General features: G+C 55.1%; 19 protein-coding genes. 10 read left to right on the top strand and 9 right to left on the bottom strand.

The features are described from left to right. The first annotated feature begins 99 nt into the window (after positions 1-99). Entirely contained in the window at positions 100-3,963 is a 3,864-nt protein-coding gene (locus A9753_RS05530) for a multifunctional oxoglutarate decarboxylase/oxoglutarate dehydrogenase thiamine pyrophosphate-binding subunit/dihydrolipoyllysine-residue succinyltransferase subunit (protein WP_425394249.1), read from the top strand. Positions 3,964-4,057: 94 nt separating this feature from the next. Beyond that, positions 4,058-4,660 carry a GDSL-type esterase/lipase family protein gene (locus A9753_RS05535; protein ID WP_067781570.1) on the top strand — a complete coding sequence of 201 codons (603 nt, stop codon included), beginning with the start codon at positions 4,058-4,060 and terminating at the stop codon, positions 4,658-4,660. 163 nt (positions 4,661-4,823) lie between these two features. Here A9753_RS05535 and A9753_RS10180 read toward each other — a convergent pair whose 3' ends face one another. The 3 genes from A9753_RS10180 to A9753_RS05545 form a co-directional block, all read right to left on the bottom strand. After that, positions 4,824-4,898, bottom strand: coding sequence for a 50S ribosomal protein bL37 (locus tag A9753_RS10180; RefSeq protein WP_425394250.1), 75 nt, complete (start codon positions 4,896-4,898; stop codon positions 4,824-4,826). Positions 4,899-5,055: 157 nt separating this feature from the next. Then, positions 5,056-5,355 (bottom strand): mycothiol system anti-sigma-R factor, encoded by a 300-nt coding sequence (rsrA, locus tag A9753_RS05540; protein WP_067781573.1) that lies wholly within the window; start codon positions 5,353-5,355, stop codon positions 5,056-5,058. Next, complete coding sequence (locus A9753_RS05545; RefSeq protein ID WP_083090337.1) at positions 5,352-6,122, bottom strand: sigma-70 family RNA polymerase sigma factor; 771 nt, start codon at positions 6,120-6,122, stop codon at positions 5,352-5,354. The genes rsrA and A9753_RS05545 overlap by 4 nt, the downstream gene beginning before the upstream one ends. Positions 6,123-6,189: 67 nt before the next feature. Here A9753_RS05545 and A9753_RS05550 point away from each other — a divergent pair, with 67 nt between their 5' ends. The 4 genes from A9753_RS05550 to A9753_RS05565 are packed head-to-tail and all read left to right on the top strand — an operon-like array spanning position 6,190 to position 9,778. Beyond that, complete coding sequence (locus A9753_RS05550; RefSeq protein WP_067781576.1) at positions 6,190-6,696, top strand: DoxX family membrane protein; 507 nt, start codon at positions 6,190-6,192, stop codon at positions 6,694-6,696. Between the two features lie 22 nt (positions 6,697-6,718). Further along, positions 6,719-8,104 carry a 3-phosphoshikimate 1-carboxyvinyltransferase gene (aroA, locus tag A9753_RS05555; RefSeq protein WP_067782277.1) on the top strand — a complete coding sequence of 462 codons (1,386 nt, stop codon included), beginning with the start codon at positions 6,719-6,721 and terminating at the stop codon, positions 8,102-8,104. Further along, on the top strand, positions 8,097-9,155 hold the full coding sequence (rsgA, locus tag A9753_RS05560; RefSeq protein WP_067781579.1) for a ribosome small subunit-dependent GTPase A: 1,059 nt from the start codon (positions 8,097-8,099) through the stop codon (positions 9,153-9,155). The genes aroA and rsgA overlap by 8 nt, the downstream gene beginning before the upstream one ends. Before the next feature lie 5 nt (positions 9,156-9,160). Beyond that, entirely contained in the window at positions 9,161-9,778 is a 618-nt protein-coding gene (locus A9753_RS05565) for a GNAT family N-acetyltransferase (protein WP_067781582.1), read from the top strand. 18 nt (positions 9,779-9,796) lie between these two features. Here A9753_RS05565 and A9753_RS05570 read toward each other — a convergent pair whose 3' ends face one another. After that, positions 9,797-12,436, bottom strand: coding sequence for a multicopper oxidase domain-containing protein (locus A9753_RS05570; RefSeq protein WP_083090338.1), 2,640 nt, complete (start codon positions 12,434-12,436; stop codon positions 9,797-9,799). Positions 12,437-12,548: 112 nt separating this feature from the next. Here A9753_RS05570 and A9753_RS05575 point away from each other — a divergent pair, with 112 nt between their 5' ends. From A9753_RS05575 to A9753_RS05585, 3 genes are read left to right on the top strand one after another with little or no spacing between them, the layout of a single operon-like run. Continuing rightward, entirely contained in the window at positions 12,549-13,385 is an 837-nt protein-coding gene (locus tag A9753_RS05575) for an undecaprenyl-diphosphate phosphatase (RefSeq protein ID WP_067781585.1), read from the top strand. A gap of 54 nt (positions 13,386-13,439) precedes the next feature. Continuing rightward, complete coding sequence (locus tag A9753_RS05580) at positions 13,440-14,705, top strand: metallophosphoesterase family protein (protein ID WP_067781587.1); 1,266 nt, start codon at positions 13,440-13,442, stop codon at positions 14,703-14,705. Further along, positions 14,705-17,863, top strand: coding sequence for an AAA family ATPase (locus A9753_RS05585; RefSeq protein ID WP_067781590.1), 3,159 nt, complete (start codon positions 14,705-14,707; stop codon positions 17,861-17,863). The genes A9753_RS05580 and A9753_RS05585 overlap by 1 nt, the downstream gene beginning before the upstream one ends. A 157-nt stretch (positions 17,864-18,020) precedes the next feature. Here A9753_RS05585 and A9753_RS05590 read toward each other — a convergent pair whose 3' ends face one another. Both A9753_RS05590 and A9753_RS05595 read right to left on the bottom strand, forming a co-directional pair. Next, on the bottom strand, positions 18,021-18,188 hold the full coding sequence (locus tag A9753_RS05590; protein WP_067781593.1) for a DUF3117 domain-containing protein: 168 nt from the start codon (positions 18,186-18,188) through the stop codon (positions 18,021-18,023). Positions 18,189-18,345: 157 nt separating this feature from the next. Beyond that, on the bottom strand, positions 18,346-19,089 hold the full coding sequence (locus A9753_RS05595) for an LOG family protein (protein ID WP_067781596.1): 744 nt from the start codon (positions 19,087-19,089) through the stop codon (positions 18,346-18,348). 211 nt (positions 19,090-19,300) lie between these two features. Between A9753_RS05595 and A9753_RS05600 the strand changes: the two genes are divergently transcribed. Beyond that, complete coding sequence (locus A9753_RS05600; RefSeq protein ID WP_067782283.1) at positions 19,301-21,013, top strand: phospho-sugar mutase; 1,713 nt, start codon at positions 19,301-19,303, stop codon at positions 21,011-21,013. 120 nt (positions 21,014-21,133) lie between these two features. Here the strand turns inward: A9753_RS05600 and A9753_RS05605 are convergent, their stop codons facing one another. Genes A9753_RS05605 through A9753_RS05615 form a run of 3 tightly spaced genes read right to left on the bottom strand, consistent with a single transcriptional unit; the run spans position 21,134 to position 23,768 of the window. Further along, positions 21,134-22,012 carry a metal ABC transporter permease gene (locus A9753_RS05605; protein WP_067781599.1) on the bottom strand — a complete coding sequence of 293 codons (879 nt, stop codon included), beginning with the start codon at positions 22,010-22,012 and terminating at the stop codon, positions 21,134-21,136. After that, positions 22,009-22,770 (bottom strand): metal ABC transporter ATP-binding protein, encoded by a 762-nt coding sequence (locus tag A9753_RS05610; RefSeq protein ID WP_067781602.1) that lies wholly within the window; start codon positions 22,768-22,770, stop codon positions 22,009-22,011. Before A9753_RS05610 ends, A9753_RS05605 begins: the two co-directional genes overlap by 4 nt. Then, on the bottom strand, positions 22,767-23,768 hold the full coding sequence (locus tag A9753_RS05615) for a metal ABC transporter substrate-binding protein (RefSeq protein WP_083090339.1): 1,002 nt from the start codon (positions 23,766-23,768) through the stop codon (positions 22,767-22,769). The genes A9753_RS05610 and A9753_RS05615 overlap by 4 nt, the downstream gene beginning before the upstream one ends. Between the last annotated feature and the right edge of the window lie 120 nt (positions 23,769-23,888).

Raw genomic sequence — 23,888 nt, forward strand, 5'->3', positions numbered from 1 at the left:
TAAACTATGAGGATGGGTGCTTGCCCTTTATATCGAGTCAGGAGAGCGACTGCCGTGTCCAGTCAAGACAACAGCGCACAAGAAGAGTCAAGTTACCGAATGATCGAGGATATGCGTGAGGCCTACCAACGCAATCCTCAATCAGTTCCCGCGTCATGGCGGGCACTTTTTGCAGGGAATACGAATGCTGTTACCCCCGCTCCTATGAATACCCCCGTTCCCTACCCTCACGTTCCGCCTACCCTTCCTCATCCCCAGGCCACAGCCTCTCACCTTTCTCAGCCCGTGGCAGCATCACCTGCGGCTGCTGAAGATCATGACATTGCCGCTGTGGAGCAGCCCCTTTCCGCTGTAACTGCAGCGCAGTACACCTCCCCTACCCCGGATTTTGCTGCCGCACGCAGTGGCGCTGCTCCTCACCGTCAAGCCTCGATGGCTCAGGACGTCACTCGGTCTGACCTTCCTCCAGCTCCTGCCTCCGATGTAGCACCCCCTTCATCGCCTTATGCCGCACGAATGGCTGCGGCGCGCCATGCCCTGGATGACCACCATGGAGAAGATTCCATCCAGCGTCTCAAAGGTGCTGCCGCACGCACCGCCACCAATATGGAAGCATCTCTGGCGATTCCCACGGCCACGTCTGCGCGCGCCATCCCCGCCAAGGTGATGATTGAGAACCGCTCCATCGTCAACGCACACCTGTCTCATACTCGTGGTGGGAAGATTTCCTTTACACACATCATCGGCTGGGCAATTGTGGAAGCACTGGTCACAATGCCTGAGATGAATGTGTCTTTCACCCAGGATGAGAACGGTAAAAACGCCATTCGTCACAACGCCCATGTGGGCTTCGGCTTAGCCGTCGACGTTCCGGCTCCCGGCGGGGAACGCCGCCTTGTTGTGCCTAACGTCAAGAATGCTGACACCTTGGAGTTCTCATCCTTCGTCGCTGCCTATGAAAAACTCGTTGAAAAGGCACGTACTGGCTCGCTAGGCATTGATGATTTCCAGGGCACCACCATCACGCTGACTAACCCTGGCATGATCGGGACCCTTCACTCTGTGCCCAGGCTGATGCCGGGCCAGGGTGCCATTATCGGTGTAGGTTCTATGGCTTATCCGGCAGGCTTTGCTGGCGCAAGTGATGAAACCTTGGCCCGCCAGGGCGTAGGCAAGGTTCTCACCTTGACCTCTACCTACGATCACCGTGTCATCCAGGGCGCGCAGAGCGGTGAGTTCCTACGCCTGATTGAAAACAAACTGCTCGGCCTGGACGGATTCTGGGATCGAATTTTCGAATCGCTCCGTATCCCCCACCAGCCCATGCGCTGGCAACGTGACGTGACCTACGATGAGTTACGCGAAGATGATAAGCCCGCGCGCGTTGCTCAGCTCATCCATGCCTTCCGTCAACGCGGCCACCTAGCAGCGGACACTGACCCTCTTACGTACCGTGTGCGGCGTCATCCTGACTTGGATATCACCAGTTACGGACTGAGCCTGTGGGACTTGGATCGCACTTTCCCCACCAGCGGACTAGGAACCAAGCCGAGAGCCACCCTGCGAGAGATTCTTGACTTACTGCGTGATGCTTACTGCCGCACCGTCGGTGTTGAGTACATGCACATTCAAGACCCAGCCCAGCGTCGTTGGTGGCAAGACCGCCTGGAGGGTAAATGGACTGACATCAATCAGACCGAACGTACCCGTATTCTCACCATGCTCGGCCAGGCAGAAGCCTTTGAAGTCTTCCTCCAAACGAAGTACGTAGGTCAGAAGCGCTTCAGCCTCGAAGGCGGTGAAAGCCTTATCGTCCTCCTTGACCAGTTCCTCGACGCTGCCGCACATGATAACCGCGATGAAGTGGTCATCGGTATGGCTCACCGTGGACGCCTCAACGTCCTGACCAACATCGCTGGCAAGTCCTACGGTCAGGTCTTCGACGAATTCGATGGGCGCATCATCGCCGGCGGCATGGGAACCGGCGATGTGAAGTACCACCTGGGAACCCAGGGTGTTTTCACCGGTACTGATGGCGTGACCACTCGCGTCAGCTTGGCGGCCAACCCCTCACATCTAGAAACAGTAGATGGTGTGGTTGAAGGTATTGCTCGCGCCAAAATGGACCGTATGGCCCGTAACGGCGAGTTAAATGACAATGACTACCCGGTAGTTCCTGTCCTTGTTCACGGTGATGCCGCGTTCGCTGGTCAAGGCGTAGTGTACGAAACGCTCAATATGAGCCAGTTGCCCGCCTACCGTACTGGCGGCACCGTGCACATCATCGTCAACAATCAGATTGGCTTCACCACGGGTGCAGCTCAAGCACGCTCCACCACTTACTGCACCGACCTTGCTAAAGGCCTGCAGGTGCCAATCTTCCACGTCAATGCCGATGATCCTGAAACTGTGGCTCGTGTGGCTCGACGCGCTTACGAATACCGTGCAGCTTTCCACAAAGACGTCATCATTGACCTAGTTTGCTACCGCCGCCGCGGCCACAACGAGGGTGACGATCCCTCGATGACTCAGCCCGTGATGTACAAACTCATCAACGGCAAAGCATCCACTCGTGAGGTCTACACCAAGGACCTGGTAGGCCGTGGTCACATCACCGTGGAGCAAGCGACCGCGATCGATGAAGCCTACCGAAGCGAACTTGAGCGCATCCTTAATGAACGTCGCGATGTGCGCGCCCATGAGAATGAGAAGTCCAATAAGGAACTCGGTCTGGCTACCGCATGCAAACCCTCAACAGTTGCTGAGGTTGCCCGGCGCTCCGGGGTATGGACCAGCGCCGTATCAAGTCGCGTTATTGAACGTATCGGTGACGCACAGGTTGCTTACCCAACAGGCTTCAATATTCACCCTAAACTCGCTCAGATGCTGGCTAAGCGCCAAGAAATGAGCCGTAACGGTGACATCGACTGGGGCTTTGGTGAGCTCCTCGCTCTAGGCTCCATCCTTATGGACGGTATCCCCGTTCGCCTGGCTGGCGAAGATGCACGCCGTGCTACCTTTGCTCAGCGCCACGCTGTTCTCCATGACCACCTCACCGGCCAGGAATGGACTCCTCTAGACTTCCTCACTCCCACACAAGCACCTCTCGAACTCTACGATTCACTACTCAGTGAATACGCCACCATGGCCTTTGAATACGGGTATTCGGTAGAACGCACCGAGGGTTTGACCATGTGGGAAGCACAATTCGGTGACTTCGCTAACGGCGCCCAGACTGTGATTGACGAATTCATTTCATCCTCTGGACAAAAATGGGGCGAAGAGTCTGGTCTTGTCCTTCTTCTCCCCCATGGCTTAGAAGGTCAGGGGCCTGACCACTCATCGGCGCGTATTGAGCGTTACCTACAATTGTGCGCTCAGGACAATATGCGAGTAGTTCAACCCTCTACTCCGGCCAACCACTTCCACATGCTGCGTGACCAGGCCTTCCGTCAGCCTCGTAAACCCCTGATTGTGCTCACGCCCAAGCAGTTACTGCGTCTGAAAGCAGCAACGAGTTCTGTTGACGACTTCACCAGTGGCTCATTCCAGACCGTCATTGGGGACAGTCATCCACGTGTTCTAGCCGCTGCTGAGCGTGGCGATGTAGAGCGCGTTCTGTTGTGCTCTGGTCGCATCTACTACGACCTGCTTGCTCGCCGCGACAAGGATGAGGACTTCTCCACCGCCATCGTGCGCCTCGAGCAAATCTATCCCTTGGATGAGGGTGCATTATTTCACGCTCTGGAGCCCTTCGGTGACGCTCAGTTGGTCTGGGTTCAAGATGAACCGAAGAACCAGGGCGTATGGCCCTGGCTGGTTCTCCATATGCCAATGGAACTCACCGGCGGCAGAATGCTTCCAGTTGTTGCCCGTCCTGAAACTGCTGCTCCCGCAGTGGGAACGGCTGGCGAGCACAAGCGCCAACTCGTTGAGCTCATCAACACAGCATTCCAGCGCTAAATACTTCCGGTATCCCACCCCTGCATGAGCCATGTAGCGGTGGGATACCATGTGATAAGCACCGTCAGGGTGCGATGAATTCAAGGAGGAGTACGTGGAGGATCTCAACGTCTGCTTCCTGGGAGACGAACTGGTTGCCGGTTATGGCGACCCTCGGGCTCTTGGGTGGACCGGCCGAGTGATGGCCCGTACCCCGCGTAAACAGCCCATTATGTGGACCACTCTCGCTGTTCCCGGTGAAACCACCACTCAGATGGCTGCACGCTGGAGTGAAGAAGTTGCTCGCCGCAGCACTCACACCGGCATTAACGCCCTAGTGATTGGCGTGGGGGCCGCTGACGTGCGCGCAGGTATTTCTCCTGCTCGTTCACGTTTAGCCCTAGCAAACATTCTTGATGGTGCGTCTACTCAGCGTCGCTCATGCTTCGTGGTGGGGCCTCCTCCTCTTCCCGGAGTGAATCCCGATGGCATGGCACAGTTGGCCCATGCTTCCTCAGAAGTGTGCCAGCGTCGTGGCGTTCCCTATGTAGATACCTTTACCCCGTTAAAAAACCACGATCAGTGGAATACCGATGTTCAAGTCAATGGCGGCCAGTGGCCTGGCCAAGCCGGCTATGGTCTGCTCGCCTGGCTTGTTCTTCATCGCGGTTGGTATGAGTGGCTCGGTCTTGAACAACCGTTTTCTGCACACGAATAATCCTCAAGCCCTCGACATATCGTTAAGTTACTGCTCAGTGGCACGCTGTTATCAGCACTATGGGTGCAGAGTTTGAGACGAGAGTAAACAAACCATGAGGGCGGGCAGTCACTATTGTGACTGCCCGCCCTCATGAAAAGTTTGGGTTGCGATTCAACCCGGCTCAGGCGTTGGGACGCTTGCCGTGGTTGGATGCGCTCTTTGCGCGGGACTTGCGCTTGCGACCACGCTTGCTCATGTCTATCTCCTCGTGATTATCGACCAATTGGCCCCACGAGGGGGCGCAGGTAACAGGGAACAGTTTCCCACACCTTTACTCATCTGTTCCACTTGCATGGAATAGCCAGGGGGTGAGTGTGGCCACAATGCGTAGCATCGTCAATAAAGAAGTGAGTCTAAAAGCCTGACGAACTACCGCTGATCTTGAACTCAGTACACGAAACAGACAAACTCATACGAATCCGCTCACGCAACTGCGGGGGTGCCTGCTCCGCACAGCGAGAGCGAATAATGGCACGCAAGTGACGCTCGGCGTCTGCAAGACGGCCACAGTGAGGACAATCCGTCACGTGCTGAGCAAGACGATCAGTAAGCTCCGCATCGACCTCATGGTCAAGGAACCGATCGAGGTATCGCAATGCCTCAGAACAGGAGCAGGGCTGAGCGCTGTTATTTGGCGTCTGTGAGGCGCTCATACGTTCTCCTCCTGTGATGGATTGTGAGTTACTTGATTACCGGTATCCGGCGAACTGGAATATGTAACGCTGTCACTACCCGCTTTTGTTCCCGCCAAGTCATCATCAAAAGAGTGATCATCATCAACTTCATCACCGTAGCCCAGTGAGCGTGCATGATCGGCCAGAAGTTCACGTAGTTGTGCGCGACCACGATGGAGGCGACTCATCACGGTGCCGATGGGGCAATCCATAATTTGCGCAATTTCCTTATACGAGAACCCCTCGACATCAGCCAGATACACCGTTAAACGACGATCCTCGCTCAGCTGCCCCAAGGCATCTTTAATGTCTGAGTCAGGCAATGCCTCCAACGCGGTCATCTCTGCACTAGGCAAACCAACTGAGTCATGGTTGGCGGCGCGATGAAGTTGCCAATCTTCAACTTCGAAAGCGTCAGATTGCTGGGGCTGACGCTGCTTTTTTCGATATGAGTTAATGAACGTATTGGTCAAGATCCGGTAGAGCCATGCCTTGAGATTGGTCCCTTCCTTGAACTGATGGAAGGAGGAGAAGGCACGGGCATAGGTATCCTGGACCAGGTCTTCAGCGTCAGATCGGTTACGCGTCATGCGCACGGCAGCGCCATATAACTGATCGAGGTAGGGCAGAGCGTCTGCTTCGAAACGCGCAGCACGCTGCGCAGCATCTTCATCATTGGGGGCGCGAAAATCAGCATCTGGATCGTAATCCAGTGCCTGCGCAGTGGGGGTGGGAGACTCAGTCATCGTATAGAGCCTATACGGTCCGTGTGTTGAGAGTGCAACAACGCCCCAGGTGCGCTAGTAATGGACCATGAATATCATGCGTCGATTCTCCCGTCCCATCCTCGCATCCGTCTTCATTGTCGAAGGCATCGATGCCCTAATCAAGCCCAAGGCTCATGTCGAGAAAGTTGAGAAGGTTCTTCCCCCTCTCGAAAAGATTGGTCTGCCTCCAGTCGTTCGCGAACAAGCCACAGTGATTACCCGCGCTTCAGGAGCGCTTAGCGTTGTTGCTGGCCTGGGCCTAGCTACTGGTGTGGCTCCTCGTTCAAGTGCCGCCGTTCTTGCGGCACTTAATGTTCCCTTGGCCATTGTTAACAATCCCATCTGGCTTGCTCGTGGCAAGCAGGAGCGAAGCGATACCCTGAATGGTTTGATGGTCCGTGCTGCTCTCGGCGCTGGATTACTGATGGCTTCAGTTGACCGTGAAGGTAAGCCCTCCTTGATGTGGCGTGCTTCTGAACTGAAGCGTCAGCGTGAACTTACCGCAGCAGCAGTAGCAAAAGCGCGTGCTCAGGAGCAGGCTCGCGTTGCCTGAGTGTTTAACTAATTCCTCATCTATGCTCACCGTATGGGCTGCGCCTCGAGCGTATACCCCCCTCCATGGGACTGTTCAGGTTCCTTCATCGAAATCGTTAAGTGCCCGTGCCCTCATTCTGGGTGCGTTGAGTCCTGTGCGGACTCGGATTCGTCATGTGCTGAGCAGTCGTGACACGGATTTGATGATGGCAGCGTTGCGCTCGCTTGGTGTGCAGATTGATCACGATGAGATGCGTGACGATCTTGTGTTGTCTTCTCCTTTGGCTACGGGAGATGCCTTTGTTGGAGGCTGCACGATTGATTGTGGTCTTGCAGGCACGGTGATGCGTTTTGTTCCACCGTTGTGTTTGCTTGCTGACGCTCCGGTGATTTTTGATGGTGACGAGGGCGCTCGACGCCGCCCTGTTGCCGATCTGCTTACCGCACTGTCCAGCGTGGGCGGCGATGTGTCATTCCTTGCTCATGAAGGTTTCTTCCCTGCCAGCGTGGGCCCCGGTTCTTTCCCTGCTACCAGTAGCGTTCACGACGATGAGATTCACGTGCAAGTCGATGCCAGTGCCTCAAGTCAGTTCTTATCTGCTCTGTTGATGGGTGCTAGCCAATGGCCGATGCCTGCGGTGATTTGGACTACTGGCGAGGTGGTTTCATGGCCGCATGTGCAGATGACTATTGAGTGCATGCGTTCAGCGGGCTGCCAAGTTAGCCACATACAACGTGACGGGGCTACGCATGCTTGGCGTATCAATGGCTTTGATATATCCGTCGCCCGTGATGAGCATCTAGTTATTCTCGAACCTGATCTGTCGAATGCCGGTCCTTTCCTTGCTGCAGCGATGATTGCTGGCGGTGACGTAGCAGTTGACTCGTGGCCAGTTTCTACTACACAGGCTGGCGATGCTTGGCGTGAGATTTTGCCACTGATGGGCGCCGAGGTGGAGTTCGAGCCCGAGGAGTCTGGCCTGGGGCGCTTCCGCGTGCGAGGAACGGGTGAAATTCGTGGTTTGGAGATGAATCTGTCTCATGTGGGCGAATTGGTTCCCACAATTGCGGCTTTGGCGGCCATTGCCGGCACACAGGGGCACCGCTCGGTACTTTCTGGTATTGGTCATTTACGTGGTCATGAAACGGATCGATTGGCTGCACTTGTTCACGTCATTACGCTGCTTGGTGGGCGGGCTAGTGCTGATGAGGGGACACTCATTATTGAGCCTTCTCCTCTTCATGGTGCACAGTTGCCGACCTTCGCTGATCATCGGATGGCCACATTTGCTGCGTTGATTGGCCTGGCAATTGATGACGTGGTCGTTGAGGACGTGGAGTGCACGTCAAAAACTCTGCCGAATTTCGTGTCCTTATGGTCATCTCTGCTGAACAGCAGTGAGGAAGTGCAAGTCAGTAATGAGTAGACGCGATATTGGTACCGACGATCCTCGTGTGAAGGTGCGCCCAGGGAAGGGTTCTCGTCCACGAACAAAGGTCCGTCCGAGTTACCCTGATGCTCCCACGGGGAAGGTCACGCGTATCGATCGCGGCCATTACCGTATTCACCTGGCTGACCCCTCACTCACTGATGATGGTCAGGGCAATATCACCGCAATGAAGGCCCGCGAGTTAGGACGCGGCAAAGTTGTGGTTGGTGATCACGTGGCCGTAGTAGGCGATGTCAGTGGCCGTAAAGATACCTTGGCCCGTCTTGTTCGTATTGAGGAACGTTCCACGTTGCTGCGCCGCAGCAATGAAGATGGAGATATGGCTGGTACCGAGAAGCCTGTCGTTGCTAATGCCACGCTTCTCGTTATTGTGACCGCGTTAGCTGACCCCCCACCTCGCCCCGGTATGATTGACCGTTATTTAGTAGCCGCCTATGACGCGGGGATGACTCCACTCATTGTCTTGACCAAAGCAGACTTAGCACCAAGTGACGAGTTGCTCAGTTTATATGAGCCCCTGGGGGTCACATGTTTGCCCACGACAGTGACGATCAGTAAAGACGGCCAGCCGCGCATTGAAGGCATTGATGCGGTACGGCGTCATCTTGCTGGACAAGTCAGCGTGCTGGTTGGCCACTCCGGTGTTGGCAAGTCCACCCTCATGAATGCCCTCATCCCAGAAGCCGACAGGCTCACGGGTCATGTCAACGCCATTACGGGCAAGGGGCGCCATACCTCCACCTCCATGCAGGCTGTTGCCTTCGATGAGGGCGGATGGCTCATTGATACCCCTGGCGTGCGTTCCTTCGGCGTGGCTCATGTGGGCAGCGCCGATGTACTGCGTGGCTTCCCCGATTTAGAAGAGGTTGCTGAGCAGTGCCCCCGTGGCTGTACCCATGAAGATGGCGTCATCGACTGTGCTCTAGACGAATGGGCTCAGGGCGATGAGATTCGCACTGCCCGCGTTCAATCGTTCCGCCGTCTCCTCGCTCCTGCTTTAGATGCTGAAGATCCCACGAAGAAATAACCGACATGACCTGTGATATTCGTATTGTCCCAGCACGTGAGCAGGATGCCGATCCCATCACTGAGTTGATGGCTGATGTCTTCCTCCACGACCCCACGATGAAGTTGATGGTGGAACACTTTCCCACTGAACGCCGACGCAACATGATGGCCGGGTTCCTGTCCCTGCAGTTACGTGACGATTACCTGCCCGGCGGTCTGGTCGACGTCGCGTGGCTGGTTGAGGATGGTCAGCGCACCTTAGCAGGCAGTGCCTGGTGGATTGAGATGGATCCACGTTTTGAGCATCCTGGTTGTGAGGATCGTGCTGTCCGTGTGCTGGGTGACGGCGCAGCATTGTGGAATCGCTGCGAGGAACTGGCAGCCCCCTTCCACCCACAGTGTCCTCATCACTATCTCTATCTGCTGGCGGTGAATCCCGATTGCCGCTCGATGAGTGTGGGCTCCAAACTTCTCGAACACGGTATCGATCGTGCGCATCAGCGCAATATGCCAGCTTTCCTTGAGGCCACCACCACACGTGCCGCAGCACTGTACGAGCGCATGGGCATGCGCTCCGTGGGACTCATTGAGGCAAGTGATCCGCTGCCTGAGTGTTACCCCATGTGCACCCAAGTGTCCTGAAGTCGCTGTCTCCTCACATCACTTCTGACGCACGGACAAGATGCCCTTCGCTCCCTTCTCCATGAGGTTAAAGGCATGCGTGACGAAGGGGTAATCGCCTGCTTCCGGCAGGGTCAACTCCACGAAACCGCCTTGTGCCGGTTGAAGTCCAAGAGCCTGGGATGCTCCACGTGCAAAGACTCCCACGTTTTCCGGGCCTCCCAGCACCCAACGCCCTTCAGAGAAGACAGTGTCGAATTGTCCTCCCACTACGTGGAATGATGAAGGTAAAGAGGGGCCAGCATCCATCACCCATATGCGCACTCGTTCATCCGTACCGATGACAATAGGGGCGTGAGTGTACTGGAAGGCGTAGCCATTGAAGGCCATCACAGTAGGGTTCGCGTCAGCAATACGCTTCGGATCAGGTTCCACAGACCCCTCACTTGCGTAGATTTCCGACTGAATCATGACCAGTTCATGGTCCACCGCAGGCAGGCCTTCAGGGTCAATGATGACCGCTCCGTACATGCCCGAAGACAGGTGGAAACTCATGGGTGCCGTGGAGCAGTGGTAGAGCCAGATTCCTGCATGTTCGGCGTTGAAGGTATAGGTCAAGGACTGACCAGGCTCAATCGATTTCATGTCACGACTGGGAGGGTTAATGCCAGCATGGAAATCAATGGAGTGGCTCATGGTGCCGTCATTGACGAGAGTGATGACGAAGGTATCACCAATCTTTCCTCGCAAAACGGGGCCAGGTACCGTGCCGTTAAACATCATGCGCCGCTGGTGAATACCACAGCCCACATCCATCACCATTTCACTGACAGTCATGGTCACCTCATGGTGTTGGGGGGTGCTGTCACTGCGCATGGCTGGCGCATAGGGATCGTAAGTCGTCCAATCGGCAGGCGGCTTAGCCTGCCAATCCACCCAATCGTCGGAGTCCGCCATCGCGTGGTGCTCAGCATGCTGATCCTGTTGGCCCCTGATACCAATATGGATTTCCATCCCCATCGCGCGATGCCCAGGCAGAGTGCACCAGCCGGTCACAGGCCCAGTGAGCGGGCCAATGGTCACTTGACCGGATTCTCCCGGTGAGAGGAATCCAGTGGACTGACCATCAATAAATAAATCATGGACCTGGTCGCCATTGTTAATGACATTTAGAGTAAGCACAGTCCCCTCAACCACATCCAGTGTGTTGGGGGTGAAACGCATTCCTTCGATGCTGATGTCTTCACGGCGTTTCCCACCCTGAGTTGATGGGGATACGAGGCTGTCATGGCTAAGCAGTTCGCCCGTCAACGCTACGCCACCTACAGTGAGAAGGCCTGCTAACGCCCAACGACGATTAACACGATCGTCGCACATCGCTACTTCCGTGGCAGGTGCGCTTACCCGCGAACACAGCGTCATCCATGTGATGACAAGAAGTTTACCCACCATAAAAGCAATGGCGATAAGGGTGAGCACAGGAAGAAGTCCCCACACGCCCCGAGCATGCGGTATCTGCATGGCCACGATTCCAGCATTGTAGGTCAGAACAACCCAAGGCCATGCATGATTGACGATGGCATTCGTTCGCCGAGAATGGGCGGGGCCTCCGCCCAACATCACCGGAAGCAAATAAGAAAGAGCTCCCAGGATTATCTGGAGCATGGCGCCAAGAACAAGCGCTGGAAGGAGACGCGTGATGGCACTGGAACGAGCGGCGTCGGATACAAGCGGGCTCCAGGAGATAGCCAGGGTCAGAGTGCCCCAGATATACCAGACGGCTGCGGCAGCGCTGGCGGCTGTGGCCAGTGAAGAGATGGGTTTGCGCTGCATTTCGGCTAACCCGTCACGCACGATGACACCGATACCGATGAGCAGCGCCAAGCCACCAAGCAGGCTCATCCACGCTAGCCAGCCACTAGCGGCAGTGAACACAGTTCCCACGCTCAACGCGAGGAGAGCGTGGCGAGCATGGAATGGTGCCGCATCTTCCATACGAGTACGTAGCATCGTGGGCCACAGAAGAACGAGTGTTCCCCACACCGTCATTCCCATGAAGCCATGAATCATGATGGCCACGTGAGCCATGGCCATAGGAGGTATTGATGAGGCGTGCCCAGTATGAGTCAGATAGGTCATCCCCACCCCCACAAGGATGCCCACGATGCACCACAGCCAGGCAATGACGTAATAAGAAACGAGCGTGTGAAAACGCGCGCCCACTGACTGGCGCTTATCGAGAATCATAGAAGCCACGCCGATAGCAACGTTGATTAAAACACAAAGAGCACCAAAAAAAGTCAAGACAATGCGGTCATCTAACACACCGGCGAGAACCAGCACGGTGCCCACCGTATGAGCACCGAGGCGGACATCAAGCATCCATGGACCGAAGCGCGCTGGAAGACGTAGGAGAGTAGTGGCGAAGTGGGCGCTCCAAATCGTGATGGCACTGCCCGCTGCTCCAAGTAGCAGCGCATGGATAACGAACCAGCCGCCGGGGTGAATACACGACTCACAATGGTTCATCACAGCAGCAGCGAAAGCCACCACTATCCACACCAGAATGAGGCTATTACGACGCAGTTGTTCATGACGGCGGGAGGTCCACGCAGAGGCTGGACTGGCTTGACCTGATGTTGCCAAGGGGAGAGAACGTCGAAGAGGCTGATGTGTCATGGGCCCTACCCTACGGCTGCGCGCCCGATAGAGTCACCAACCTGTAATGGCGCTAATCTGGACGCAGTCCTGGCCTAACAAGCCGAAAGCACCGTATGTCTGGAGCGTGCACATGAACCTTATCCATGCCGTCATTTTGGGAATTGTCGAGGGAATCACCGAGTTTCTTCCGGTCTCATCAACCGGTCACCTCAACATCGTAGAAAAACTTCTCGGCTACCAAATTGATTCCGTGGGTATGACAGCTTTCACTGCCGTCATCCAGGTGGGTGCCATTATCGCGGCCATCATCTACTTTTGGAAAGACATCGTCCGTATCGCTACCGCATGGGTGAGCGGTCTGGGCAATATCAGCAAAAGAAACCACCCCGATTACACTCTGGGGTGGGGAATCATCATTGGCTCCATTCCTGTCGCCGTTGTAGGCCTAGTTTTTAAAGACTTCATTGAAACCACCTCACGGAGCCTGTGGATTATCGCAGGTGCCCTGATCGTGTGGAGTGGCGTGATGTGGATGGCTGACCGTCGTAAGTCTCTGACTAAATCCATGAATGATGTGGGCATTGTTGATGCACTAATCATCGGCTGCTTCCAGGCTCTTGCTCCAGTTTTTCCTGGTATCTCCCGCTCTGGCGCCACCATTAGCGCCGGATTGTTCCGCGGTTTCGATCGCGTCACTGCAACACGTTTGTCCTTCTACATGGGTATTCCGGCGTTAGTGGCTGCGGGTGTGCTCGAAGCCATCACAGGTGCCGCAGATATCTCTGCCACTGTCGGTTGGGTTCCTACCCTCGTGGCCACGGTAGTCTCCGGGGTGGTTGCTTATGCCTCTATCGCTTGGCTGCTTCGCTTCGTCTCTTCCAACAAGTTCACCTCGTTCATCGTCTACCGCGTGGTCATCGGTGTGCTCATCATGATCAGTGTGGGGGCTGGTTTGGTGACTGCCTGATTTCCTCGTAGCAGACGGGCTATATGTGTCACTAGTCCGTGGCACGATGGGGCCATGCGAATTCTTCACACCTCTGACTGGCATCTGGGGCGCACTTTTCATGGTCTGACTCTGCACGCAGAGCATGCCGCATTCATCGATCACATTGAGCAAATTGTCCGTGATGAGATGATCGATGCTGTCCTCCTGAGCGGGGATGTCTATGACCGTTCCTTGCCGCCAGTGGAGAGCGTGGAGTTACTCAATGATGCGATGGAGCGCCTCAGTGCGCTCACGCATGTGGTGCTGACACCGGGAAACCACGATTCCGCCACTCGCCTAGGGTTTGGGCATCGTCTTTTTACCGATCGCGTTCACGTTCAACCGTCGATCACCGACGTTGCCCAGGCAATCGAATTGCCAGATCGCGACGGGAACATCGGTGCTGTGGTCTATGCGTTGCCATACTTGGATCCGGATGTTGCCCGTGCTCCCTTGGCATCGGTGCTGTTTGAGCGTCAGATGGAGTCCTCTCAAGAACCTCTCCCCCGGTCTCATCAAGCAGTGATGGGTGGAGCCCTGCGATTAGTAGGAACAGATTTATCGACTCGTTCTCAGTCATGGTCACGGCGTATTCCGGTCATTGCCATGGCCCATGCGTTTGTGACCGGCGGTGAAGTTACCGATTCCGAACGTGATATTCGGGTTGGTGGTGTGGACAGCGTGTCATCGTCACTCTTCACCACGCTGGGTTATTCAGAGCGTCCTGATCGGTGTCCTGGGCTCGATTACGTGGCTCTTGGACATTTGCACCGTCCCCAAATACTGGATGAGGGTGCTTTTGCTTTCTCCTCCTCGTCTGAACGTGACGAGGAGCGCCGCCCGGCTTTAGTTTATAGTGGCTCGGCTTTACCCTTCTCGTTCTCCGAAGCCGCTCACCAGAAATCCAATGTCGTCATTGATACTGAATCGGGGACTTGGGAAACGATCACCACGCCGTTTGACCACCGAATTGAACGTGTTTCGATGAGCATGGATGAGTGTGAATCAGGCGCCTTTGATTACCTCAAGGACGCATGGTTGGACGTCACTCTGACGGGAGAGCGTGTACCAGGCGCCGTGAGCAGGCTGAAGCACCGATTCCCTCATATGCTCTCCTTCTCCTATGCCCAGGCCGCTGAACCTCAACGTCAATCAATCGCGATTACTCGCGCAAGTGATCCCCTGGAAGTATCCGGTGATTTCTTAAGCACGATGACTGGTACTACCCCCACGGACAACCACCTCACGATCCTTCGTCAAGCGTACGAAGCATCTTTAAGCGCAGGTAGGAGCAACTAATGCATATTCATCGTCTCTCCCTGCAAGCAGTCGGCCCCTACCCTGGCACGCACACCATCAATTTCGATGATTTTGAAGCCTCAGGAAAGTTCCTGCTCACCGGTCCCACCGGTAGTGGAAAAACCACCATCATCGATGCAATCGTGTTCGCTCTCTACGGCAATGTCGCCGACGATGATTCGTCCACGGATCGCATTCGTTCAACCTTTGCCGACCCATCCACCGAAACTGTGGTGGCCCTGGAGTTTTCCACTCCTAACGGCATGTTCCGAATCCGGCGTACACCGGCATATCAGCGTCCGAAAAAACGTGGTACCGGACTAGTAACAGAAAAACCCACAGTCGCCATGTGGTCCATCAATGAACTTGATGGTGATGGGCTAGGTACGCCTCTAGTCCGCGTCGATGAAGTGAGCCGAAAAGTCCTGCAGATTGTGGGACTCACCCGCGAGCAGTTCACTCAGACAGTCGTTCTTCCCCAAGGCAAGTTCGCGAAATTCTTACGCTCCTCCTCGGAAGAGCGTCACGGTTTACTCCGCGATGTTTTCGGCACCGTGACCTATGACGAGATGCAGCACTATCTCGAAGAGCAGTCCAAGGATGCGCGGCGCCGCAGCAGAGAAGCAGATACCTCAGTAGCCCTAACGGTGCAGTCACTGTCCACCATGCTTGAGCGCTTTGATCAAGCAGAACAGTTACAGGGTGATACCCCGTATGCGTCCCTTATCGCAGTGGCCAACGGGCAGGATGTTTCTCTTGAACCCATAGACCAGGATGCTAATGCCTCGCCGGAAGACAATGATGAAGCCCCGTCGAATAACGATGATTCACCGGCCTTCACCGATTTGTCTGACTACCACTACCGTTCGATGCTTTCATTGCGGGTTACGGGCGTGGCTCAGTTCCTCCTCCAGCGCGTTGAGCATGCACAGTCAGCGTTTAATGTCAGCCATCAGGCCTTCAAAGATGCGCAAGCACGCTTCACTGACGCTCGCGATCTCGTGACTCGTCAAGAACGTCTGGCACGGCTACGCACCTCATTGAATGAGTTAAACAGCCAAGCGAAGGTGATGGATGAACTGAAAGAACTCATCGATCGTGCGCATCGTGCACAGAATGTTCTTGATGGTTCTCGTGCTTTTGAGCGCGCAGGCAAGGACTTTACGGCAGCCAAGAGTGCGGTTGACGGCCTTGCCGATGATCCTCATGCAGAAAAATACCCTGATGTGCTTCAAGCAAAGGACACTGAGGCTCGCCACACCCTGGTGAATGATCTCAATGACGAAGTTGCTGCTCTTAAACCCGTGCTCAAGCAGGCTGCTTCCCTCGAGTCCCTAGTAGCAGCAGTTACCGCTGCTCACGAGCAGGTGGAATCGTCCAAAGCTACATATGACGCAGCTCTTCAGTCTGCTCAGGACTTTCCCTCACACCGGGAGGCACTCGAAAAAGAGAAAGCGGAGCAGCAGGTTATTGCTGCGGGACTTGAACAAGCCTTGACTGAGCTCAATGAAGTCAAGCAACGTCATAAGGCAGCTCATGACGTCGTGGCAATCGGCGAGAAAATTGCTGCACTTCAGCCGGAGTATGAGAAGGCTTTGTCTCAGCAACACGAACTTCTCGAAGCAAAGACTGCTGTTCACCAGCGCTGGATTGATGCTCAGGCGGGTCTGCTCGCCCAAGCGCTTGATAACGACTCCCCCTGCCCAGTCTGTGGTTCCACAAACCACCCTGACCCTGCCCTGTTGCCGGACGATAATGACATTAGTCAAGAAATTGTTGACACTGCTGATCAGTCCTATGACACAGCACAGGCCCACACGCACAGCATCGCTACACAGTTGGAGAATCTTCGTCAGCAGCAGGATTCCCAGCGTGACCTCTCCCAAGGCCTTAGCCCAGAGAAAGTTAATGAGGAACTGCAAGCGGCTGCCCAGGCCCATGAGGCATGCGTTGTTGCTGGCAAGGCAGCGGCGTCTGTTGACGAGCAACTCAAGAAACTCACTGCTGAAGAGCAAGCCTCATCACAAACAACGAGTGAAGCGAAGGATGCATGGACTGGTGCGGTTCAGGCAGCGACACTTGCTGAACAAAAACTCAATGACACTCGCACCCTCATTGATGAACATCGCCAAGGTTTTGAAACCCTAGAAGAGCGCTACCAGGATGTGACTGTTCACTACTCGTGGGCCAAGCGAGTCGTCGATAGTTATGACCAGTACCATCTAGCACAGGAAGCGCTCTCGCATGCGACGGACGATCTCACCCTCCTGTGTGAAAACAATGGTTACGAATCCATTGAAGCGGCTCGTCCAGATGTTTTACCTAAGGATGACCTTGCTGCGCATGTGGCTACTCATTCTACGTACACCACTGATGTAAAAGCAGTGAAACAGCAGTTGAGTGATCCTACATTGGTGGGAGTGGATGAACTCCCAACTCCCGATTGCGATGCACTCGCTACCGTTGTGGAACGCCAGCGCATTGCGGAAGAACAAGCAAGCGCCGTTCTCTCCACGCTCCGTTCACAGCATGACACTGCCTCATCAATGATTCATCAGTTGGAAGAAGCCATCGATGAAGCGGATCGCTCACGCGCCGAACATGCGGATCTCATTTACGTAGCAAGTCTTGTTACCGGTGACAATGCTCAAGAAACATCGCTGGGCACATGGGTGCTCATGAACCGCTTTGAAGATGTTGTTACCTTCGCCAATGACCGTCTCATGACGATGAGTAATGGTCGTTACTCGCTACGCCGAGTCCATCGAGAATCCGGCTCATCCAAGCGCAAAGGCCACGGTCTAGGGCTTGAGGTGATCGACTTATTCAGCGAAAACGAGCAGGCCCGTGACCCGCGCACCCTCTCCGGCGGCGAAACCTTCTACGTGTCACTGTCCCTAGCCTTGGCTTTGGCTGATGTGGTCAGTGCCGAAAGCGGCGGTATCCACCTCGAGACCCTGTTCATTGATGAGGGTTTTGGCTCCTTGGATCCTCACACTCTCTCAGCCGTGATGCATGAGCTGGATCAACTCCGTGAAGGCGGACGCATCATCGGATTAGTCTCACACGTTGAAGAACTCAAGCGAGAAATCGCTGACCGTATCGAAGTAACGAGTACAGAAAATGGCTCCACACTCCGCGTAATTGCCGGGAACTGATTAGGTCGCACCATAAGCAAGAAAACGAGGGGCGGAGCGACCTTCCGGTCACTCCGCCCCTCGTAGTCATCAAATGAAGGAAATGATCACTTCACCCTAATGCGATGATGCTTAACGCTCCACGCGGAGCAGGCCCATCACCGAGCAGACAGTCTCATCAGACCTTGACAGTCTTGAGAGCCTCACCCAAAGCAGTTACTTCCTGTGGGGCCAGCTCAACCACCAAGCGACCGCCTCCTTCGAGGGGGACACGCATGATAATCGAGCGTCCTTCTTTCACGACCTCAAGCGGTCCGTCACCGGTCCTGGGCTTCATGGCAGCCATGTGCTTCCCTTTCTTCAGGATCTGTGCGTTTAACACACCAGCCTTATTCTACGTCACAATGCACGAAAAACGGCCGGAAATTGCTCACAGAAAGTTCCTGTCCGTTTCGGAGAAAACTCACCATCACCACAAAAGTCGAAAATACCCTTCAGTATCTTCACTCGTCACGAAGTTCACGAACCCCGTTAACAACAGCCTCAACAGCTTCTTCAGCGGTATCCACAATGGTGATGAGGTCGAGGTCTTTTTCTGAGATCATTCCGCGGGAAACCACTTCTGTACGAACCCAGTCGAACAATCCACCCCAGTAAGAGCGGTCCACCAAGACGATAGGGAAGGAAGAGACCTTTTTTGTCTGCACAAGAGTAAGGGACTCAAATAGTTCATCGAAGGTACCAAATCCACCGGGCATCACCACAAAGCCATCGGCGTACTTGACGAACATGGTTTTACGAGCGAAGAAATAGCGGAAGTTCACGCCAAGATCCACGTAATCGTTCATCCCCTGTTCCATAGGTAGTTCGATTCCCAGGCCTACGCTAACACCGCCAGATTCCTGACACCCCTTGTTGGCTGCTTCCATCATGCCGGGGCCACCACCGGTAATGACGGCGAATCCTGCTTCTGCCAGTCCCCTTCCCACGGCCACGGCTGTGTGATAGCCAGATTCGTCCGGCTTAGTACGTGCTGAGCCAAACACGCTGATGGCTGAAGGCAATTCAGCCAACGCACCAAAACCTTCAACAAATTCCGCCTGGATACGCATCACACGCCAGGGATCGTTGTGAATCCAGTCAGGGTCTGAGCGTCCATCAAGGAGTCGACTGTCAGTAGTTTGCTCGGGAATTTGCTGGCCACGAAGAAGTACGGGGCCTTTGCGGTATGAAGTCCGTTTTGTCATGGCTCCATCATGCTCATATCAAAGCAAACGGGGGATGAACACCACGCTTTTTGAGACTGTTTATCTCCCCTTCTCTCCCCTAATCGAATTACTTAAAGTCCTGCGTTTTCCCTACTCATCGCATATTTGTGTCTCAGCCCACGGGTGATGGTCCTCTCGGTTTAGGTCATTTCTCTACACAATGTCAGAGCAAGCGGGTACGGTTCACATCATGAAACACTTTGATACCGACATGGTGACCTCCTGGATCAATGACGATCCGGACAAGAAGACTGCACAGGAACTGTCTGATTTGCTTGAGGCTGCCAACCGTGATGATGAAGAAGCCATCAAGGAAATACAGGATGCTTTCAACGGCACCCTGACTTTCGGCACTGCAGGCTTGCGCGGCAAAATCGGTCCTGGCCCCAACCGCATGAACCGTGTTGTGGTGATCCGTGCTGCTGCCGGTTTAGCTTCTTACCTTCGCCAAACACTGGGTGAAGGGTTTTCAGTGGTCATTGGTCACGATGCTCGCCATATGTCCCGTCAGTTCGCTGAGGACACTGCATCAGTAGTAACTGGTGCTGGCGGCAAGGCGCTCTTGTTTGATGATCACTGCCCCACTCCGGTTCTCGCGTTTGCTCTTCGCGAGTTGAACTGCGACGCCGGTGTCATGGTGACCGCCTCTCATAACCCACCTCAGGACAATGGCTACAAGGTCTACCTCGGTGGCCGCGCGGTCACTGATGCCGGCCAGGGGGCGCAGATTGTTCCTCCCTTCGATGCAGACATCGCCAGCCATATTGCCAATGTGGGCGCTCTTGCCGAGGTCCCTATGCCTTCTGAGGGCTGGGAGACTGTCGGCGATGATATGCGTGAGGCCTACCTGGAGCGTTTAAAGACCGTCTCCTGCCAGGGCGCTGTTGCTGATGTGTCCATCGTTCTGACCGCGATGCACGGCGTTGGTGGCCCTCTGTGCCAGCAGGCTCTCGAGCAGGCTGGTTTCCACACGATTACTCCTGTTGCTTCTCAGTTCTCCCCTGATCCTGACTTCCCCACGGTAACGTTCCCCAACCCTGAGGAACCAGGTGCCATGGATGAGTCCTTCAAGACTGCCCGTGAGGTGGGAGCTGATCTCATCATCGCTAATGATCCTGACGCCGATCGCTGCTCTGTGGCGATTCCTGATCCTTCCAGCGAGGCTGGCTACCGTCAGTTGACTGGCGATGAGGTTGGCGCATTGCTTGGCGAGCAGTCCGCTGAATTGGCTGCTTTCGCTGGTCAGGGCGTGCTTGCTAACTCCATCGTGTCCTCTCGTCTGCTGCGCCGTATCGCTCAGGCGCACGGCCTGGACCACCGCATCACGCTGACTGGCTTTAAGTGGATTTCTCGTGTCCCGAACTTGGTATTCGGTTATGAGGAAGCATTGGGCTACTGTGTGGATCCGGCTGCCGTCCGCGACAAGGATGGTATTTCTGCTTCGGTTCGTATGGCAATACTGACCAGTGTGTTAAAACAGCAGGGGCGTTCCATTAGTGACCTTCTTGATCGCCTGGCTCGTGATCATGGTCTGCATGCGACGAGTCCGCTGAGCATTCGTGTGAAGGACCTGTCTCTCATTACTGATGCAATGGCTCGGCTGCGATCCAGCGCTCCGGCTGAACTGGCTGGTAGCCGCGTGACCACTGTCGAAGATCTTCTTGATGGTGCCAGCGATGGTAACGGCGGCTCATTGCCTCCCACTGATGGCCTGATGTTTGTCACCGAAAGCAATGACCGTGTCATTGTTCGCCCTTCCGGTACTGAGCCTAAACTCAAGTGCTACTGCGAGGTCATCATCGACACCGATGAGTCCACTGACATTGCTCAGGCACGTGACGATGCTGCGCAACGCCTAGAAGCAATTAAGGCTGATATGCGCAGTGCTATCGGCGTGAACTAACGCGGGACGCTAACGTCATCTTTCTGACCTAGTGGTGGTGTGGGGGGCAAGGCTTGAAGCCTTGCCCCCCACACCGTGTCATGACGCGGTTACCGCCCTCTCACGAGCATTATCACAACGTCATAAGCCTTTTGATAGTTCTGATGGATTCATCGCATGACGCCGCTTGACGAGGAATCGATGGACCATGCCGTACTTGGGCGACCCAATATAAGCCAGGGCAAAGGCGATGGCTTGACAGACCACTATCCATCCTGCCGGTGATGCATTGGTCCAGTAGGCGATGTAGAGACCAGTGATCGTTGACAGTGCCGCAATACTGGGTGCAATGATGAGCATGTGCCCCATGCGATCACTGAGCAGGTAGGCGGTGGTTCCTGGGATAACGAGCATGGCTACCACCAAAATCACGCCCACTACTTGCAGTGCCACGATGGTGGTAAGTGCCAGCAAGAGGAGTACCAAGGCGCTAATGCGCTTAGGGTGAAGGCCAATAGCATGAGCGTGAACAGAATCGAAGGCGAAAAGGGTGATGTCTTTGCGCCGGGCGATAAGGATTGCTCCGACGATGACGGCCAGGCTCAGCACCATGATGCGGTCAGTGTGAGAGATTCCCAGGACGTTGCCGAAGATGATGCCGTTAAGGTCCGTGTTGGAGGGGTAGCGCGATTTGAGAATGAGACCAATGGCGAAGAAAGCGGTAAACACCACGCCGATGGCGGCGTCCCCTTTTACGCGTGAGGTGTCACGGACTGTTCCGATGAGAGTGACCGCGATGAGCCCTGCAATCAAAGCGCCAACGGTGAAGGGCAGGCCAAACATAAAGGCGAGCACCACCCCGGGTAGCACTGCGTGTGAGACTGCGTCCCCAAGCAGGGACCAGCCGATAAGGACAATCCAGCAGGACAGTAGTGCGCAGACCACCGCTGCAGCCGTGGCTACGACAAAGGCGTTGATCATGAATTCATACTGGAGTGGCTCAGTGAAGAAATTGATCATGACAAAATCTCCTCCCCTTCATCCATGCTGATAGCGAAGGCCTGGGCGACATTGGATGGGGTAAGGATGTCGGCGGCTGGGCCGCTTGCTACCACGTGGCGGTGTAAAAGCACCGCTCGGTCTGCTAATTGGCGAAGAGATTTAAGATCGTGAGAGGAGATAAGCACGCTTCCTCCCTTGTCCACATGGCTGCGCAAAATGTCAGACATGAGTGCTTCGCTGGTTTTATCCACGCCGCTAAAGGGCTCATCAAGGAGCAGAAGTTGTGCTTCTTGAGATAGGGCTCTGGCTAGGAAGGCACGTTTGCGTTGTCCGCCGGACAGAGCCCCGATTTGGCGATCACTGAGATCGGTAAGACCCGTAATCTCCAAAGCTCGGCTGACGTGTTCATGATCTGTTGTACTGGGGCGTCGAAGAATCCCCATATGTCCGTATCGGCCCGTCATCACCACCTCGCCCACGGTGATCGGAAAATCGCGATCCACGGCGTCTTCCTGAGGGACGTATCCAACCAGCCCGTGGTGGCGGGCCTGCGCAGGAGGCAGGCCATGAATGATGATGCGACCATGATCGGGTTCGGTCAGCCCCATGACGGAGCGCAGGAGGGTGGACTTCCCTGAACCATTCATCCCCACGAGTGCGCAGATGGAGCCTTTCGCCACAGTGAGGTCCACGAGTTCTAGGGCGTGGACGTCTCCATAGTGGACGCTGACCGATTCAACATGGAGTGCTGCGGATTCGTCGTGTGAGGTGGTCACTGTCCGTTCTTTCCGCTCAGTCCATTGGTGATGGTGGTGGCGTCGTAGGTAATGAGGTCAAGGTAGGTGGGGGCGTCTCCGTCGGGGCCGGTGAGTGAGTCCACGTAAAGCACGCCAGCGAAGTCTGCGCCGGTGGATTGGGCAACTTGTTTCATGGCTTTGTCATTGACGGTGGATTCACAGAACACGGCGGGGACGTGGTTGTCGTCAACAAAAGTAATGGTGGAGGCTATTTGTTGAGGGGTGCCTTCGTTATCAGAGTTCACTGGCCAGAGGTAGCCCTCAGCTAGTCCTGCATCCTTGGCCAGGTAGGAGAAGGCGCCTTCGCATGTGACCAGTGCACGTTCATTTTCAGGCAGTTTGTTAAGTTCTTGCGTCATCGATTCCATGACGCCGCGTAGTTGCTCTTGATAGTCAGCTCCCCTCTTGGCGAAGTCGTCAGCGTGCTCGGGTGCTGCAGTGGAGAAAGCGGTGACGAGAAGATCAACGTAGTGGACGACGTTGATGGGGCTCATCCAGGCGTGAGGGTTGGGCTGTCCGTTGTATTCGCCCCCGGAGATCATGATGGGGTCAATCCCTTCGGACAGGTCAACGACAGTAGCCTTGGAATGGTTTGTGAACTTGTCGAACCATCGTTCAAGACCTAGTCCTGCTTTGATAATGAGGGAAGCGTTTTGAGCGGATTTGATGTCATCAGGCGTGGGTTCATAGTCATGAATTTCGGCACCGGGCTTGGTGATGGAACGGATATCCATGTGTGGTCCGGAGACGTTGCGGGCAATATCGGCAATGACGGTGAAGGTGGCAAGGACTCGGGGCGCATGAGGATCGGTTTCATAATCCTGTTGTGATTCAGCGCTTGATGAGGCCTTGGGGCTGCAGGCTGCGAGTGTTCCCATCAAAGTGAGCACACTGGCACTCGTAGCAATGAAGGCGCTGCGGCGTGAGATTGCATGTGAAACAAGGGGTGAAGCGATACGGTGAGATGCGGCGGTCATGAGCGTTCCCGATAGGTCAGATAGGGACGGAGTAAGTAGCCTTTACTCTAGTTTCGGGTATCCGAACTTCGCAAGCCCGAACTTTTATCAATCATGACATAAGCCAGGAACACTAACGTG

The organism is Actinomyces vulturis (assembly GCF_001687305.1).
Classification (GTDB): Bacteria; Actinomycetota; Actinomycetes; order Actinomycetales; family Actinomycetaceae; genus Actinomyces; species Actinomyces vulturis.